We start from the raw sequence: 17,829 nt of genomic DNA on the forward strand, positions 1-17,829 counted from the left end.
TCAGTATGCCTCTACCGGAGATGCCACAGATTCTGAAATATTCCGCAGCAACGTTTCCGGATCATGGACCAGCATCCCCTCCACGGTCAACAGCAGACGATGCACCGCGACGGGTTCCAATATGTATTTCACGTCATCCGGCGTGACAAAATCACGGCCATCCAAATAAGCTCTCCCCTGAGCGGCATGAACCAATGCAAGAGCTGCTCTGGAACTTAACCCCAGTTCAATCGATGGATGCTCACGAGTAGCCCGCACCAGATTCAGAATATACATTTCAATATCTTCATGAACAGCTACGCAGCTTGCACCTTCCGACCACACTGCCACATCTTCGATGGAGGCGATGCTTCTAATTTCTTTTTTATGCGAGACATTGTCCCTGAAATTCCGGATGATCGACAGTTCTTCATCGAAACTCGGGTAACCGATTTCCAAACGGAACAAGAAACGGTCCAATTGGGCCGCGGGCAACGGGAATGTTCCCTGCTGGGATTCAACCGGGTTTTGCGTAGCAATGACCATGAACGGCCGCGGCAATTGAAGCGTTTCGCCGTCGATGGTTGCCTGCTTTTCTTCCATTGATTCGAGCAGGCTCGATTGTGTTCTCGGCGTTGCCCGGTTAATTTCATCAGCCAAAAGGATATTCGCCATCACCGCACCCGGCCGCAATTCAAATTCCTGGTTTTTCGGGTTGAAGAACCGGATCCCCGTTACATCGGACGGCAGAACATCAGGCGTGAATTGCAGCCTGCGGAACATTCCGTTGAACGATCCGGCAAACGCTTTGGCCATCCACGTCTTCCCCGATCCCGGCACACTTTCAAGCAAAACATGGCCCTGCTGGATCAATGCAATCAGCATGAAATCAATTTCTTTTTCGCGCCCCACAACCAATTCGTTTAAGTGTTCTTTCACTTCTCTCAAATTCCCCATTTAACGCACCCCTTTGATTTGGATTATTTACTCGGTTCTTCCGTGTATTTGTAGATCGTTTTGCCGTGATGGAATGCTTCTCCGCGGAAATGTTTGAAATCTTCCCTGCCGATCAGCACTGTGCGGAAAGTAAGAAAGTCTTCCTTTTCAATCGTGAGGGAGTCGATTTTCCCTGTTTTTAACTGGTCTAATAATTCATTGTAATCTGTCATTTCCCGAATCTCCCTTTGAGTTATTTCCAGCTGCTCAAGTCTGTTATAATACTTAACGGACTAAGAGTTTGCCGGGTACTTAAACTTTGCTTTGTCATCAATTATACAGCAAGCTTCCCTTGCAGGCATTCATTGTTTTACCATAAAACGGCAAAAACTGTCTTTTTAAATTATAGGAGGATATTATGCTACGCTTTATAATGAAACACAAACTTCTCTTCATGCTGCCCATTGCTTATGGCCTCTACCATCTGGCATTCCAGGATATTTCTATTTTTTGGTATATGTATACCTTCGCATTGCTGATTCTCATGTCGGCGGCTATCGTATTTGGAGAAATTCATGATGAATTGCGCACCTGGCAATCTTTCGCCTATGGCATTCCCGCAGCATTTGCATTATATGCCGTAATATTTGCAGGTTACTATGCACTGCAATTGCTGGAGGTCGGATCAGCCAGCTCCACGGCTGATTTCCTCGCGATTTTTGCACCCGGTTCCGTATGGCATCTGCTGCTTTTGATGTTTATCGTTGTGCCCGGTGAGGAATTTTTCTGGAGAGGGTTTGTTCAGCAGCAGTTGAAACAGTATGTGCCGGTGTCAATTGCTATTCCCATCGCCTCTGTATTGTTCGGCTTCACTTTATGGCTGGCAGATTTTTGGCCGGGCATATTTGCGGGTACAGCAGTCGGCCTGGTACTGGGTTACCTGTACGAGAAGACAAAGAGCATGCCTTTGCTCATCATCGCGCATTTGATGCTGATGGTTTTAATCTTTATTATTTTTCCTTTTTGAACATAACAGTGAAACGATTTTCATTGTCATGCGTCTACTTTGGAAAGGGAGTGAATTTATATGAATAAAAAATTATTTTTGGCAGCATCCGTATTGGCTGTCGGCGGTTTAATGGCTGCCTGCGGATCGGACGAAACGTCTGAAGGAACAACAGAAGAGTCATCCCCTGAAACAGTCGAGGAACAAAATGATCCAGCAACTTCAGATGACAGCACCGAAGAAGACAGTGCAGAAGATGATTCAGATTCAGGAGAATCCACTGAAGAAAGCGAAGAACCTGCTGAAGAACCTGCCGAAACAAATCCCGCTTTGACTGAAGGAACACCAACTGTCAGCGACTCAAACTCTTACGAAATTTATCTTTTGCCATCTTTTGAACTGACAGCGGAAGAACCAAATAAAGATGTCGTCTTTTCAACAGAAAATGATGCATTGTTCATGCGCGTTGAAACTTTCAGCCCGGACGAAGCGGACTTTGCTTATGCCCAGGAATCGATTCAACAAACTATCCAGGCTTCCAATGACAGCGCCGAGCTGACCGAATTGCCGGCATTCGAAGAGGCTGAATTCATCAACTCTTCAGTATATGAAATTCCAACCGACAACGGCAAAGTTACGGGCGTTGCATATGAAAAAGACGGTTTGATCGTTAAACTTACCATTTTTGATCTTACTGAAGCAGCCGTCACAGAAGATTTTCTGAATATGGGTAAAACAATTACTGCAAAATAAGAAAAACGGCTTTCCTGAAAATTTCAGGAAAGCCGTTTTTTTAATATGATAAGTCTTTAATGGATAGCCCCAGTTTTTTCATCAATTCAATAGCTTCATCTTTTTCTTCTGCTGACAGTGAACTGGTCAGTTCATGAAGGTTTTTTTCATGTTCAGGAAAAATGCGTGCCATGAATTCTTTGCCTTCTTCCGTAATCTCGGCATACGTCACCCGGCGGTCTGTCGGACAATTGACTCGCGAAATATATCCGCGCTTTTCCAATTTATCGATGACATAAGTGATCGATCCGCTTGCAAGAAGGATTTTGCCCCCGATTTTCTGAAGCGGCTGCTTACCTTTGTGATACAGCAATTCCAACACAGCAAATTCAGTGGGGTTTACCCCGTTTGCCTGAAAGAATTGGTTTGCCTGTTCAGAAATCGCTTTATGGGCTCGTGACATGACGATAAATAATTTTAGGGATCTCCTGATTTCTTCATTCATCCTATCCACTCTTTTCCACTTAATAAACACTGTAAAATAAATTATAGCCTTTTTCCAAGAAAATGGCATCCTTTGGGATTTCCGTAACGATTATCCGATAATCACGCGTTCTTTCGGATAATGGAATTTTGTCGGATCCGGCTTGCCGCCAATGGTAAACAGGAAGGAAATCAATCCGACCCGTCCGATAAACATCAGCACCATAATCGTAAACTTGCCGACTGAAGACAGATCATCCGTGATGCCCAGGGACATCCCAACTGTCCCGAACGCACTGGTAATCTCGAAAATGATTTCGATTGCAGAAGCTTCCGGCTCAGTGATAAACAGAATCATCGCGGAGACAATGACCATGAAAATTGCCAGGATGATCACAGCGTAAGAGCGGAAAACGTCAATCAGCTGAATTTCCCGATTGAAAATCTGGATGGTATTCTTGCTGCGCGCAAAATTGATGAGAAAAAGGATGGCTATCGCCAAAGTGGTCGTTCGAATACCACCGCCTGCGGAACTTGGGGAAGCTCCGATAAACATCAGCACACTCATAAATAAATTGGTCGCTTCATCAAATTGGGTAATATCAAAGGTTACGAGCCCTCCTGAACGGGAAGAAACCGAATGGAAGAGGGCAGCAAACAAGGTTTCATGCCAGGACAGCCCTTTGAATGCTTTGAACGATTCAAGAGCAAGAATCCCCAGGGTCCCGACTACCAGCAGGATTCCGAACATACTGGTGGTTATTTTGGTAAATAGTGAAAACCGGAAAGTTTTATCCTTATTGGTAATGAACTCTTTTAACTCAATCAGCACCGGGAATCCGATGGCTCCAAGGATAATGAGGATCATGTTTACTACCTGGACAAAATAATCGTTGAAATACGGAACGAGAGAAGCCCCGGTGATATCAAAACCACCATTCGTCGTTGCTGTCACGGATGCAAAAATTCCCTGCAATAAAGCTTCACTGAACGTGTCGTAGTATTGAATGAAATAGAGGGTCAGGATAATAGCTCCGACTAATTCAATCAATAGCAGAATCGCAATGATGCTGCGAATCAGCTTGACTACGCCTGCCATGCTCAATTGGTTATGGTCAACCATAATCAATTGGCGCTCGCGAAGACCAATCCGTTTACCTAGCAATAACCAGAAAAATGTGCCGATTGACATGATTCCGATGCCTCCAAGTTGGAGGATGAACATGATCAGCACAATGCCGAACACAGAGTAGGTTTCAGAAATGTTGATGACTGTCAGCCCCGTTACACTAACAGCGCTGATCGCAGTGAATAAGGTATCAATCAGTGGAATGTCGACGCCCGGCTGGTGAACACCTGGCAACCTTAATAAGATAAATGAAATGCTGATCGCTGCGAAATAATAGCCAGCAATTGCCTGAGCAGGTGTTAAATTACGGATTTTCTGAAACGATTTATTCATATGTTGGAAATCCTTTCGACTTCGGTTATCTCCCTATTCTAAGTAAAGTTTTTGAAAAAAGAAAGAGAAATCGGAAATTCTCATCTTTTCATTTAAAAAACAGCAGAAACGTGCTTCTGCTGTCGAAACGATTACTCATCTTTTTCCTTATCGGATTTTTCGTGTATGCCATTATTGTTGGTGGCTTCTCCGCTGTCGTTGGCATTGCCCTGAGAAGGGTTACCTTCAGGCTTATTTTCTCCGGCAGGAGTCGAATCGGCAGGTTGGGGCTTGTCTTTAAGGCCTTTTTGCTTCGCTGGTGGAACAACTTCACTGCCTTTTACTTCATCATTATCTTTGTTCTTTTTTTGTTGGCCTGGAGCAGTTTCTGTTCCAGGCTTAGTTTGAGATTTTTGAAATACGGCGTCACCATTCTTTTCGTTCTGCCCTGGCACTTCATCGCGTTTTTCCTGGCCAGGCGGTTTAACTTCCCCTTTTTCAGCTGCCGGTGTTTCCTGGCGCTTTTCTTGGCCAGGCGGCGTAGCTTTCTCTTTGGCAGCAGGTGCTTTTTGATCTTTATCCCGCGCTTTGTCATTGGATTTCGGTTCTTTATCTTTTTGTTCTTCTTTTATTTTCACTGGTTCTTTATCCAGCTCTTCCTCTTGCTCATTCGATAAACTTTTCGAATCAGTAACTAATTGGCCAGCCGGGACTTTTTCTTTAATCGAATTTCTCCATTGGGCTCTCGAAGCATCTTTCAGGCGGACCGCCACATCCCCTGCCAGCACTTTTTCTGAAATTGCCATCACGGCATTTTCAATTGTTTTATCGGCAACAGTATCTTTCTCATCAGCAATCGTCGTGATGATGATTTCATCCGTAGTGTCGGTCATGGAAAGATTGATGATTTTATCAAGCACCTGGTCAAGCGAATGATTTTCCCATTCCTCCAGCTCTGCTATCAGTTCATGTCCATCTTCGTTGAGCTCCCGAATTGATACCACTTCATAATTTTCATCTATGCCCAATTCAATTCCCGGATTCACTTGCACCTGAACATAGGCATAAGCTTCCTGCTTCGGCAATAATGCGGATAAAAAGAGTATCGCTACAGCAAATGCTGCTGCAAACGATACCCATGACGGTTTAATCGGCTGCCGTTTGCGCGCTGCTAACTCCTGCTTCGGATAAAAATAGCATTCTTCACCAACAGCGGTTTCACGTGCAGGTGTTCCATGGACAAATTCCCCATTTGGTCCGATGAATATAGAAGACTTATCGTTCAGTTCGACACACAACCCTTTTTGCATTCTCATCAGCGTAATCGCTCCTTTAAATAATCCTTTAAATAATGCAAATCACTCTTTAATAATAATGCTACCGCAATTATGTATTTGCGATTGCGTTCAATCGTTTTTCTGGAAACTTCAACCAGCTTTTCTATCTCTTTAACCGGCAGTTTCTTCTTTTCTTGCAGGTAGTCCCAATATTCTTCTGTTTCAGTCACCAATTGCGCAATCTGTACAGCGGTTATTCTGGCGTCTTCATGGGACGGTGAAGCTTTTACAAGATCCTGGAAAGTCAGATCGAAATTGGCAAGCATCTTTTCATAGTCTCCAATTTCTTCCCGCCGGGCACTGGCCTGCTGCTGTTCGGTATAATCCCTTACTGAAACGGTGGCATCGATTCCACTTCTGGCATTTTCATCTTCTGCCAAGCCATGAAAGTCATGGGCAAAATCGTTGCGTCTGCTTTCTTTTCGAATAAAATCGATGATTCGCCTGCGAATGACCATATGTGCAAAAGTAAGAAAAGAAGCATTTTTTCCCTCATTAAACTCTTCAATTGCTTCGTGAAATGCTGACATGGCAATGCTGAATTCTTCATCCTGATCATGGATGAACCTCTTGCACACCTGCCCTGCTGTTTTTTTCATGAAAGGGGCATAAGAAAGCAGCAAATGGTCCATTGCCTGTGTATCTCCACTCTGGGCTAATAGCGCCAAAGTTTCTGCATCCTTCTTATCATCACGGCTTAAATAGCCGGTAAATATTGACAGCAACATAGGTTGACCTCTTTTCATTCTTTCTCAATACTATTGATTGTAACGAGTATCGAGAAAATAGAAAAGGATGAGCATTTCTTTCTCTATGGAGTCATTCGATCGTTCTACCCCTTTTTATGGGGGTATAAACTTTATAAATATGCGTTTATTTATAATTTCTTAAGAAAAATCCTGCAAATCTTAATTATGTGCATGCCTTCGAGCCCAGTAAAATAATTCCTGACGAGTGGAAGCAAAAAGACCCTTGCCTATTAACAGGCAAAGGTCTTGCGAAAGGTTTCTCTTTACTTAATCGGTATATGGTAGCTTTTATCGTGTTTATGCAATTGATAAAAAGCCACCATCTCCGGCATTGAATCCAGGAAATCGGCACATTCAATTCCACTGCCCGCCAACAACTTTTGGGCATTGGCAGTATCGAATGACGCCGGCCAATCCATATAATCCAGCGTTTCCATTTCAACTCCAAGAAGTTTCCTGACAGCTTTTAACTCCAGTCCAAGCGCCGCCATCTTTTTAGGAAGCCGCCCTTTAGGGACCTTGCCGGCGTGGTGATAAACCATTGAACGGTAAACCTCTTCGACAGGATGGGGTTCGGGATCGGTTAAATGGACCGTCTGCCCTTTTGCTGCATCCAGACGGCTCAGATAGATCGATGCTTCCAATATATAATCGATCGGCACCACATTAATATAGGAAGAAGAATTTCCGATATAAGGGATGACCGGCATCCGCCGCATCCTGTCAATCATATTCAGGAAAAAATATGGACCGTCAAATTTAATGGTTTCACCAGTCTTGGAATGTCCCCGGACGATGCCTGGCCGGATAATTGTGACCGGAAAGTCATCCTTCATGGCATCTACCAGCACTTCCGCTTCGAACTTGGTTTCTTCATAAAAGTTTTTAAAGCCGTCCGGTCGGATCAATTCATCTTCTTTTAAAACTCCCTGCCGGTTTCCTGCAACATACGCTGTACTGAAATACATATAACGCTCCAGACCGGACAATTCGGAAACGAAGCTGTTTACGTTGCCTGTGCCTTCCACATTGACCTTCCAGGCCAAGTCACGCGGCACCGCCAAATCATAGATTGCCGCAAGATGCCAAAAAATGATCGTTTTGTTTTGCAGATGACTTTTATCTTCCGGCTGAAGGCCGAGCCCCGGTTTCGTGATATCTCCGTCCATCAGACGAATTGGCCGGCATCCGGTTTCCTGCTGAATTCGGTCGGCTTCCCTTTCCGCTTTACTGCGCTCCGACGCTAAAATTATCGCGCTTATTCCAGTTTCCTTGTCCTGATCGATCGATTTTCTGATTAACTGGCTGGCAATAAAACCCGGAAATCCTGTAAATACTGCTTCTCTCAAACCTGACTCCTCCTCTATGTAAATTGATACTTTAAAGACGTTCTATATCCCACTCTTTAATTATACTAAATATTCCAAAAAAGTATGCAAAAATAAAAAGCAAGCGGCTTGCAGGAACCCTTGTTCCTGTCTCTGCATCGCTGCGCTTGCTTCATCGAAAAAAGTCAGCCGAATTCCATTCGGCTGACTCTTGGCTTACTTTCTATTCATCAATCTTGTTTCTTTATCGAAAAGGCTGTAAACAACCGGCACAACATAAAGCGTCAGGAAGGTGGAACTGATCAAACCGCCAATGACCGCTATCCCCATCGGCTGATTTATTTCCGTTCCTTCACCAATTCCTATCGCCAAAGGTGCCAGGCCAAGAATGGTCGTCAGCGCAGTCATCAGAATCGGCCGCATTCTGTCACGCACCGAAGTGATGATTGCATCAAATGATTCCATCCCACTTTCTTTCCGTTTGTTGATGTAATCCACCAGCACAATGCCGTTGTTTACGACAATCCCGACGAGCACCAAGATGCCGATGACGGCCGTTATGCTGACCGGCGTTTGAGTGATGAACAACGCAATTGCTACACCAATTACCATCAACGGAACAGTGAACATGATGACAAATGGATATTTGAACGATTCAAATTGGGCTGCCATCACCAGATAGACAAGTACGACCGCCAATAAAACAGCCATGATCATATCATTGATGGCGTTATCGAACAGTTCCCGGTCTCCGCCAAAAGTGATCATCGTTCCTTCATCAAGGTTCAGTTCTTCCAAAGCATCATCCACTTCACTCGACATATCACCCATCGTAACATCCGATTGATGCTGCAGCGTAAATGCTACGCTGCCAGCCTGGTCGACCCGTTGAATGCTTACCGGTCCCTGGTCAATTTCGATATCTGCCAGTTCCTGCAGCTCGACAAACGTGCCAGAAGGCGTGCGCAGTCTCAGCTCTTGAAGCTTAACGTAACTGTCCCGATAGTCTTCATCAATTTCCACAAAAATGCCAAGGACTTCATCCCGCTCCGTAATCAATTGCGAAGCTTGGACGCCCCTTGTAATATTATTTACCGTTTGCGCAATCTGCGCAGGTGCCAGGCCATATTCAGTGGCTGCCTCCCGGTCGATTGTCATCTGGATTTCATCAATGGTTTCATCCCGGTCATTCGTCAACTCGGTAACAGTCGGCAGGTTGCTCAATGAATCATTGATTCTTTGAACGGCTTCATCCAATCGAACCGGATCCGTATCCGTCACAGTAAAGGATAGCGTGTTCGGGGTGGAACCCGCTGCCGTTTGCAGATTGAAACCGACATCTGCCCGGTCACCGACTAATTCAATTATTTCCGGCTGCACGTCGTCAACAAATTCGAAGACAGAGCGTTCCCGGTCATCCAAAGGGATAAGTTTGATATAAATCTCTGCCACGTTCGATTCAGCAGCACCCTGGGCTTGTCCCTGCTGGGAAGTTCCCACCAAGCTGACATAAACATCCACTTCTTCCTCAGCTTCGAGTTCTTCTTCGATCATCGTAACAACTTCGTTTGTAGCTGTGGTGGATGCCCCGTTTTCGAGCTCGACGGATACACTGACGAAGCCTTCATCCGTAGCCGGCAAGAATTCCGTCCCTACCTGGGATACGCCCAAAGCACCAATCACAAGAAATACCAAAGTGATGATTAAGACAAGGGCCCGGTGGCGTAAAGCCCATCTGATGGATCGCTCAAAATTCTTAAGCCCCTTCGATCTTCTCTTACGCGCTTCAATATTGCCTTTCGGTTTACTCAGCATTCTGGAAGCCAGCATCGGTATAACGGTCAACGCCACTGCCAATGATGCAAAAAGACTGAAAGAAATGGTCAGCGCAAACTCGAAGAATATCTCACCTATCAAACCGGAAATGAAGATGACAGGCACAAATACCGCTACTGTGGTAAGGGTTGATGCGGTGATCGCCGCCGCCACTTCTTTTGCGCCATCAGATGCCGCTTTCTTCGAGGTCTTGCCCATTGCAAGATGGCGTTCTATATTTTCGATGACGACGATGGCGTTATCGACAAGCATCCCGATGCCCAATGCCAGCGCACCAAGCGTCATGATATTGAGTGCAAAATCTGCAAAATACATCAGAACAAATGTCACGATGACTGAATAAGGAATTGCAATTCCGATAATGACTGGACTCTTCACTCCGCGAAGGAAGAAGAACAGTACGAGCATCGCAAAAATACCACCAAAAATTAAAGTCTGGCCAATATTTCCCACGGCCAGCTTCACATAATCACCCTGGTCAAAAAGGATGTCCGCTTCCACGGCACTGAATTTCTCTTCTTCGAGCAGCTCATCCAATCGTTCCTGGAAGGCAGTGGAAACGTCTGCCGTATTGGCTCCGGATTCCTGCAAAGCGGAAAGCAGCACTGCGGGTTCCTGGTTGGCTCTTGTTTCGCTGCTTCGCTCACGTTCACCTAAAGCAACATCCGCTACATCGCCGATTGTCAGGTTTTCCCCGTTCAAGGGATCCACTGTGACCACCAAATCTGCAATATCTTCCGCGCTGGACAATGTACTGATGATCCGGGTCGTAAGGTTCCGCCCATCTTCACTTTCAATCGGCTCACCCGGTAAGGAAATATTGCTGCCCTGAATCACCTGGACGATATCCGACTGCTGAAGGCCATTTTCTTCCAACAGCTCCTGGTCCAGAGAAATTAAAATTTCTTCTATCAAAGTTCCTGAAATATTTACATTTGCTACACCTTCTGTCTGCAGCAATTCGGTTTCCAATTCTTCTGCCAATACACGGATGTCAACATCGGCCTCTGTTGCCCGAAGTGACAATTGCAGAATCGGAAATTGAGAAGGGTCAAACTTCAAAAATTGGGGAGTTCCCGCATCATCAGGCATCGGAGTCTGATCGATACGCTGAAGAATGTCACTTTGCACATCATTAATATCGGTGGCCCAGTCAAATTCCAGGAGTATAAAATTCGAACCTTCCTGGGAAGTAGACTGGATGGATTCAATGCCAGGCAGTGTCGAAAGGTTGGCTTCCAACGGTTTCGTCACTTTTTCACTTACTTCTGTAGGGCTCGCTCCGCTATAAGTGGTCACAACGACCCCGATTGGCGGATTTAACTCCGGAATTAAAGTAACCGGAATCCTAAGGAAAGACACCGCTCCCAGAATAATGACCAAAAACATTGTCACCATGGTCAAAACTGGTCTTTTTATTGAAAAATCGCTTAGTTTCATCTTGTCAAACCCTCTCTGATACCTCGTTCTTTTATCATAAGAAAAACTGTCTGCCACCGCAAACTTAAACCTCTGACAGTATATTGAAATTGATTAAAATGTGAACAAAGTTTTTCTTGATATATAAGTTGAAGAAAAGAATTTGATTTACCAACACTTCGCAGCTTTGGACAATGCCAAGATTATGCTCCTGCGCAAGCTCGTCGCAAAGGAGATGCCACCTTGGCTCCCATAATAAGCCAAGAAAACCACTCATCTTTTGCTTCGTCGGCATTCGCCTGTTCCTAGGGAACTCTCTAGAGATATGGAGCAAAACAGCGAAGACGCCATGGGGAAGCAACGCACTTTCATGTCTCGAAGCTAGCGCAGCGATGCAGAGACAGAAACGGAGTTGGCTTTCCAACTCCGTTTCGACGAAGTGCGAGATCCATTCGGTTGGTACACTAACTTAGCTAGGTATAAAAACCGTGCTCCTGCATCGCTTCGCTGCTTCGTCGCAAAGACTTAGCCTCACAAGCTTCGGCTAATGTCTTCGAAGCTGTTTTGCGGAATATCGGCTACTCTAGATTATTAGTTCAACTTATATAAATCAAAATAAAAACCCGCCTTTTGGCAGGTTTTAAATTGATCTCGAATGTAACTAGTTGGGATTACAGCAGACTGTAAAGACGGATTCCTGGATTTTTATCCTGGAACCAGCGTGTGGCGAATTCATTTTCAAAAAGGAACACTAGATTATCGAAACGGTCTTTCACCAGCATCGACCGGCTGCTGGACATCGATTCCTTCACATCTTCCTCATTTTCAATCCATCGAGCAATTTTGGAACCAAGCGACTCTATACGTACATCGACATTGTATTCATTTTTCATCCGGTGCTCAAAAACTTCAAACTGCAATTGCCCCACAGCGCCTAGGATAACTTCTTCCATATGAAGTGTCTTGTAATACTGAATAGCACCTTCCTGCACGAGCTGCATAATCCCTTTATGGAAATGTTTTTGCTTCATGACGTTTTTCGCTGTCACTTTAACAAATAATTCCGGTGTAAACTGGGGCAGGTCCTCGAATCGGAATTTTTTCCCACTCGTAATCGTGTCGCCAATCTGATAATTGCCGACATCGTGCAAGCCGATAATATCCCCTGCAACTGCCTCAGCTACCATTTCACGGTCATCTGCCAGAAATTGGGTCGTCTGAGAAAGCTTGAACGACTTTCCAGTACGCGACAAGGTGACGTTCATCCCCTTCTCGAATTTTCCGGAGACGATGCGGACAAATGCAATCCGGTCGCGGTGGGCAGGATTCATATTGGCCTGGATTTTAAAGACAAATCCAGAAAACGGTGTTTCCACAGGATCCACGATGTCTTCTTCTTTCGTCATACGCGGCTGCGGCGGTGGCGCAAATTGCAAATATGTTTCCAGGAAAGTCTGAACCCCGAAATTGGCCAGTGCACTGCCGAAGAAGACAGGCGTCAATTCCCCTCGCTTGACGCGGTCAAGCGAAAACTCATTGCCGGCTTCATTGAGCAATTGAATGTCTTCCATTGCCTGGGTGTAATAAGAATTTTTTTTCATCTCGTGGTCTACTGCCAGTTCCCCGTCCTCATCAATTGGCAGGAATCTGTCACCTGTACTGCGGTAAGGCTCCACGCGTTTGTTGAAGCGGTCATAAATCCCAAGGAATTCTTTCCCCATGCCGATTGGCCAGTTCATGGCATACGATTGGATTCCCAACACTTCTTCTAACTCTTCCATCAATTCCAGAGGTTCTTTACCCTGACGATCCATTTTGTTGATGAATGTGAAAATTGGAATGCCGCGCATTTTACAGACTTTAAACAATTTAACGGTCTGTGCTTCTATCCCTTTCGCAACGTCAATAATCATGACAGCACTATCCACTGCCATCAACGTACGATAAGTATCTTCACTGAAATCCTGGTGGCCAGGGGTATCCAGGATATTGACGCGGTGGCCGTCATAATCAAATTGCATCACTGAAGAAGTGACCGAGATGCCCCGTTGTTTTTCAATTTCCATCCAGTCGGATGTCGCAAATTTCCCGCTTTTTTTCCCTTTAACAGTTCCTGCGTCCCGAATGGCTCCGCCAAACAGCAATAATTTTTCGGTTAACGTGGTTTTCCCGGCATCCGGGTGGGAGATGATTGCAAAAGTTCTTCTATTTTCAATTTCATTTTTAATTTGGACTGACATGTTATACGCTCCTTTAATCTACTCTCTTCATATTAGAGAAGGGTTTCTGAAAAAACAAGGCATTTAACCCTGTACCATAAAAAAAGAAGCCGCTCACGGCCTCTTTTCAACTATATTTTTTCACTGCTTCCTGTTTGGCAATGTTCTGGTCACTGTGGGGGTATTTCGTCGTTCCGATAATCTGATAATCCTCATGGCCTTTTCCGGCAAGGATAATTATATCCCCGGGCTCCGATTGCTGAATGGCATGCTTTACAGCTTCCTCCCGGTCGCCGATGCACGCATAGTTCGAATGAGTCATACCGACTTCCAAGTCTTTCAGAATGCTGTCATAAGATTCGTCTCTCGGATCATCAGTAGTCAGAACGACGTAATCGGCTACCGAGGCATTTTTTGCCATAGTCGGCCGTTTCGATTTATCTCGGTTGCCCCCGGTACCGACAAGGAAAATGATTTTATTTTTTTTGAAACCGGCTACTGCCGCCAATGCTTTTTCAATTGCGTCCGGTGTATGGGCATAATCGATATACACCGTAACCGGTGCCTCCATATCGACTTTCTCCATACGCCCTTCGACCGGTCCAATCGCCGCCAGTGCTTTCAGAATATTTTCCAAAGCGTAACCTTCTGCATAGAGGGCTGTAATAGCCGCCAACGCATTGGAAACATTGAAATGGCCCAGTAATTTCATCGAAACCTGGAATTCGCCTGCAGGGCAAAACAGCCGGAAGGAAGTTCCGGAATGGTCCATAATTATATTATCTGCCTTGAATTGGGCATTTTTTACAATTCCGTACGTATAAACCGGATGACAAGTCATTTTTGCAAATTGTTCAGACCACGGATCATCCGCATTGAGGACTGCTTGTTTCTTTTCCTGAAGATCCTGTCCAAGTTGCGAAAACAACAGCCCTTTGGCATGCCCATATTCAACCATCGTTCCATGAAAATCAAGATGGTCATGGGTAAGATTCGTAAAAATGGCCGTGTTGAACTCAACACCCGCCAATCGGCCGAGCACGAGCCCATGTGATGAAACTTCCATCGTCATATGTGAACATCCGGCATCTTTTGCCCGCGCAATCATTTTCTGAGTCGTCAGCGCATCACTCGTGGTGTTTGCGGAAGGGAATAATTCCCCATTCAGATTGAACCCGATCGTGCCCGTTAAGGCCGAGGTTTCTCCCAATTGCATCAGCATCGCATGCAGCATTCCGGCGACGCTGGTTTTCCCATTCGTCCCGGTAACACCGATCATCTGAAGATCTTTAGAGGGGTAGCTGTAAAATCTGGATGCCAGCAGGCCTAATGCGCGCACAGTATCATCCACAATCAGCACCGCCGGCCCTTCGACATCAACCGGTTTTTCAGAAAGAATCAGTGTAGCTCCGCATTCCGTTGCCTGCTCGGCAAAATCATGGCCATCGACCGTATAGCCTTCAATGCAGACGAATAAGGAACCCGGCACCGCGTCCCTGGAGTCCATCGTGATGTATTCTATATTGTCTGGTATTTCACCTGACATCAGTTTATAAGGAATATTTTCGAGTAACTCCCTGCTATTCATGAAAATCCTCCTAATCAGGAAACCAACGGTGACATTACGTATGCATAAAGCAATGCTGCCGAGGCTTTCAATGAATCTGTATGAGTTCGTTCATAGGAATGTGAAGCTTCTATCCCCGGACCGAATAATGCGTGTTTTACGTCGTAGCCCGCACTGATCGCTGCTGATGCGTCTGATCCGTAATATGGATAAATATCCACTTTATAATCAATCTTTTTATCCTTCGCCAATCCGATTAGATGACGTGTCAAACCATAATGATACGGTCCACTTGAATCTTTGGCACAAATGGACACCGTATATTCATCAGAAGTTTGGCCGTCTCCTATTGCCCCCATATCGACTGCAATATATTCTTCCGTCTGAGGAGGTATATTGGAGTTCCCGCCATATCCGATTTCTTCGTTATTGGATATGTAGAAATGCGTTGTAAATGGCAGTTTTTCAGAAGAATCGCTGAAATGCTTCACTAATTGGAGCAACAGGGCTGTACTGGCCTTATCATCCAAATGACGCGATTTCACAAATCCCGATTCCGTGGCTGTGAAGCGCGGATCAAATGAAACAAAATCACCGACCTCAATACCAAGTTCCCTAACTGCATCCTCTGAAAACGCTTTTTCATCAATTCTGACTTCCATATTTTCTGCACTGCGCTCGGCTGTGCCTGCATCTTTATAAACATGAACCGTCGTCTGGTGCAGCAGGATGGTGCCGGTCAAAGTTTTTCCGGAGGCCGTATGTATGAGGCAATTTTCTCCTTCAATCGCGTTGAATTTAAAGCCCCCGACAAGTGATAGTTTCAATCGTCCAGAAGGCTTAACTTCTTTAACCATGGCACCGAGTGTATCCACATGGGCAGTCAATAATCGGTGCCGCTCGTTGTTCTCACCTTTGATTGTAGCAATGATGCCGCCTTTATTGGTTGTAATATGATCGACATTCCAGCTGGCCATCATTTTTTTAATGGTATCCATGATGTCCATCGTATAGCCTGAAGGACTCGGAATCCCTGTCAATTCGCCCAAAAGTCCAATCGTTTCTTTTGAATTCCATTGATATGTCATGCGTGATGCCCCCTTAATAGTCTAATCATATCAAAATCCGGCGTTTTCGCACAGTCTTTCCTGTAGTATTATTAATGAATCCAGCAAATCCCAGAGGTGCGTAATGAAACATTCAAATGCCAATCAACAAAAAAACAGACTATTCCTTCATATTTTCGGTTTTTCCAGCGTTTTGCATATTCTTTTAAACAGCATTTTTACGTTTAATACAGCCGACTGGGCCCCGGCTTTCGGCGTTTTAGTCTACATCATCCTGTATTTAACCAAGAAGTGGATTACCGCAGACACTTTACGGGCAACCTTATTGTATGCGATGAATATTTATCTGTTTATCCTTAATTTTGAGTCTCTTTCAGCAATTACCCTTGTCTATTTTGCAATACCGTTAATTACGGCAGCGCTCGCCAACGCTTTTCGTCCAATGGCGGTCCTGGCTGCTGCGACGATAATAGAAATGGCCGTACTGATCCTCTTTTTTGGACAATTGGATCGGACTTCCACCCCACAATATGACTTCCTTTCCATCTTCACTTTCCTGACCGTCGTGCTGCTGCTCACATTTTTTCACACGTTTTATTTCAGCCGCCTGTGGCAGCAAATGCATGAAAAAAATAAATCAATGGAAGAAGCATTGATATCCCGCGAAGGCTATCTGCAATTATTTTTTGAGACGGCAAAAGATGCCATGGCAGTTTTTGATACAGATAACCGGGTGATTGCCATCAACCCGGCATTCGAGGAATTATACGGATGGTCCGCCAAAGATTCCTTTGGCACAAAGATAAAACCATTTCCTTTGGAAAAAGAAGAAGTTGCCGAATTGCAGGCTTTGGAGTTGTTGAAAGGAAAAAGCTTCACGCTGCTCGATACAGTTGATATGAAGAAAGACGGCACCAGCTTTCACGCACAGATAACCTTGTCCCCAATCTTCGACAACAACGGAAAAGTCATTGCCACTTCCATCATTTCAAGGGATATCAGTTACCTGAAAGAGTCAGAGCAATTGCTGCTGCAGAGCGAAAAATTGAAATTGGCAGGTGAAATTGCAGCCGGAGTTGCTCATGAAATCCGAAACCCGATGACGGTCATTTCAGGTTTTGTGCAGATCATGCAACAGGATCCCCAACATCCTTATCCACAATATACCCAGCTGATCCATTCAGAATTGGAAAGAATCAATTTGATCATCAGTGAGTTTCTGGTGCTCGCCAAACCTCAGGCACCAGTCATCACAAGTTTCAGCCTTAGAAAACTGATTGATAATCTGACCCTGCTTTTCAGTTCCGAATTCAATTTGAAAGGCATTGTCTTTAAAGATGATTGGGACGGTGAAATGGATTATATGCTTTCGGGAGAAGAAAATTCCTTAAAACAAGTCTTTATTAACCTGTTAAAGAATTCAGTGGAGGCCATAGACCCTTGTGGGACGATCGAGCTGACCATCTCTTCGGAAAACAATAAAAGGGTATCCATTAAAATTTCCGACAATGGCGGTGGCATGTCTCCTGAAAGTTTGAACCGGATTTTCGAACCGTTTTATACCACCAAAGAAAATGGAACGGGCCTCGGCCTTCTCATTTCACAGAAGATCATTCAGGATCATGGCGGATCATTGAAACTGACAAGCAGAGAGGGAAAAGGAACGATTGCCGAAGTTTTGCTGCCTATAAAATAAACAGGAGCCTCCGTGGGCTCCTGTTTATTTTAAT

At 44.9% G+C, this 17,829-nt stretch carries 14 protein-coding genes; 3 read left to right on the forward strand and 11 right to left on the reverse strand.

Annotation, left to right across the window (positions count from 1 at the left end; all coding sequences use genetic code 11):
- The gene (locus tag DHX103_RS02415) at positions 1–936 is read right to left on the reverse strand and encodes an AAA family ATPase (RefSeq protein ID WP_422123682.1); all 936 of its coding nucleotides are present in this window, start codon (positions 934–936) and stop codon (positions 1–3) included.
- 23 nt (positions 937–959) lie between these two features.
- Entirely contained in the window at positions 960–1,148 is a 189-nt protein-coding gene (locus tag DHX103_RS02420) for a hypothetical protein (RefSeq protein WP_422123683.1), read from the reverse strand.
- Between the two features lie 185 nt (positions 1,149–1,333).
- Between DHX103_RS02420 and DHX103_RS02425 the strand changes: the two genes are divergently transcribed.
- Positions 1,334–1,942 carry a CPBP family intramembrane glutamic endopeptidase gene (locus tag DHX103_RS02425; RefSeq protein ID WP_422123684.1) on the forward strand — a complete coding sequence of 203 codons (609 nt, stop codon included), beginning with the start codon at positions 1,334–1,336 and terminating at the stop codon, positions 1,940–1,942.
- 60 nt (positions 1,943–2,002) lie between these two features.
- Entirely contained in the window at positions 2,003–2,674 is a 672-nt protein-coding gene (locus DHX103_RS02430; protein WP_422123685.1) for a hypothetical protein, read from the forward strand.
- Positions 2,675–2,714: 40 nt separating this feature from the next.
- On the opposite strand, the gene DHX103_RS02435 is transcribed toward DHX103_RS02430, so the two are convergent.
- The 9 genes from DHX103_RS02435 to DHX103_RS02475 all read right to left on the reverse strand — a co-directional run bounded on the left by DHX103_RS02435 (position 2,715) and on the right by DHX103_RS02475 (position 16,120).
- Positions 2,715–3,158 (reverse strand): MarR family winged helix-turn-helix transcriptional regulator, encoded by a 444-nt coding sequence (locus DHX103_RS02435; protein ID WP_422123686.1) that lies wholly within the window; start codon positions 3,156–3,158, stop codon positions 2,715–2,717.
- A gap of 90 nt (positions 3,159–3,248) precedes the next feature.
- Positions 3,249–4,598 carry a TrkH family potassium uptake protein gene (locus DHX103_RS02440; protein WP_422123687.1) on the reverse strand — a complete coding sequence of 450 codons (1,350 nt, stop codon included), beginning with the start codon at positions 4,596–4,598 and terminating at the stop codon, positions 3,249–3,251.
- 131 nt (positions 4,599–4,729) lie between these two features.
- On the reverse strand, positions 4,730–5,893 hold the full coding sequence (locus DHX103_RS02445; RefSeq protein ID WP_422123688.1) for an anti-sigma-I factor RsgI family protein: 1,164 nt from the start codon (positions 5,891–5,893) through the stop codon (positions 4,730–4,732).
- The gene (gene sigI, locus DHX103_RS02450) at positions 5,893–6,642 is read right to left on the reverse strand and encodes an RNA polymerase sigma-I factor (RefSeq protein WP_422123689.1); all 750 of its coding nucleotides are present in this window, start codon (positions 6,640–6,642) and stop codon (positions 5,893–5,895) included. The genes DHX103_RS02445 and sigI overlap by 1 nt, the downstream gene beginning before the upstream one ends.
- Positions 6,643–6,926: 284 nt before the next feature.
- The gene (locus DHX103_RS02455) at positions 6,927–8,012 is read right to left on the reverse strand and encodes an SDR family oxidoreductase (RefSeq protein WP_422123690.1); all 1,086 of its coding nucleotides are present in this window, start codon (positions 8,010–8,012) and stop codon (positions 6,927–6,929) included.
- 195 nt (positions 8,013–8,207) lie between these two features.
- Complete coding sequence (locus tag DHX103_RS02460; RefSeq protein WP_422123691.1) at positions 8,208–11,267, reverse strand: efflux RND transporter permease subunit; 3,060 nt, start codon at positions 11,265–11,267, stop codon at positions 8,208–8,210.
- 650 nt (positions 11,268–11,917) lie between these two features.
- Positions 11,918–13,486, reverse strand: coding sequence for a peptide chain release factor 3 (locus tag DHX103_RS02465; protein WP_422123692.1), 1,569 nt, complete (start codon positions 13,484–13,486; stop codon positions 11,918–11,920).
- A 106-nt stretch (positions 13,487–13,592) separates the two neighbouring features.
- Positions 13,593–15,053, reverse strand: coding sequence for a UDP-N-acetylmuramoyl-L-alanyl-D-glutamate--2,6-diaminopimelate ligase (locus DHX103_RS02470; protein WP_422123693.1), 1,461 nt, complete (start codon positions 15,051–15,053; stop codon positions 13,593–13,595).
- A 14-nt stretch (positions 15,054–15,067) separates the two neighbouring features.
- Complete coding sequence (locus DHX103_RS02475) at positions 15,068–16,120, reverse strand: M42 family metallopeptidase (protein ID WP_422123694.1); 1,053 nt, start codon at positions 16,118–16,120, stop codon at positions 15,068–15,070.
- A 103-nt stretch (positions 16,121–16,223) separates the two neighbouring features.
- Between DHX103_RS02475 and DHX103_RS02480 the strand changes: the two genes are divergently transcribed.
- Positions 16,224–17,795 carry an ATP-binding protein gene (locus tag DHX103_RS02480; protein ID WP_422123695.1) on the forward strand — a complete coding sequence of 524 codons (1,572 nt, stop codon included), beginning with the start codon at positions 16,224–16,226 and terminating at the stop codon, positions 17,793–17,795.
- Positions 17,796–17,829 lie beyond the last annotated feature (34 nt).

The organism is Planococcus daihaiensis, from assembly GCF_049262615.1.
GTDB lineage: Bacteria > Bacillota > Bacilli > Bacillales_A > Planococcaceae > Planococcus.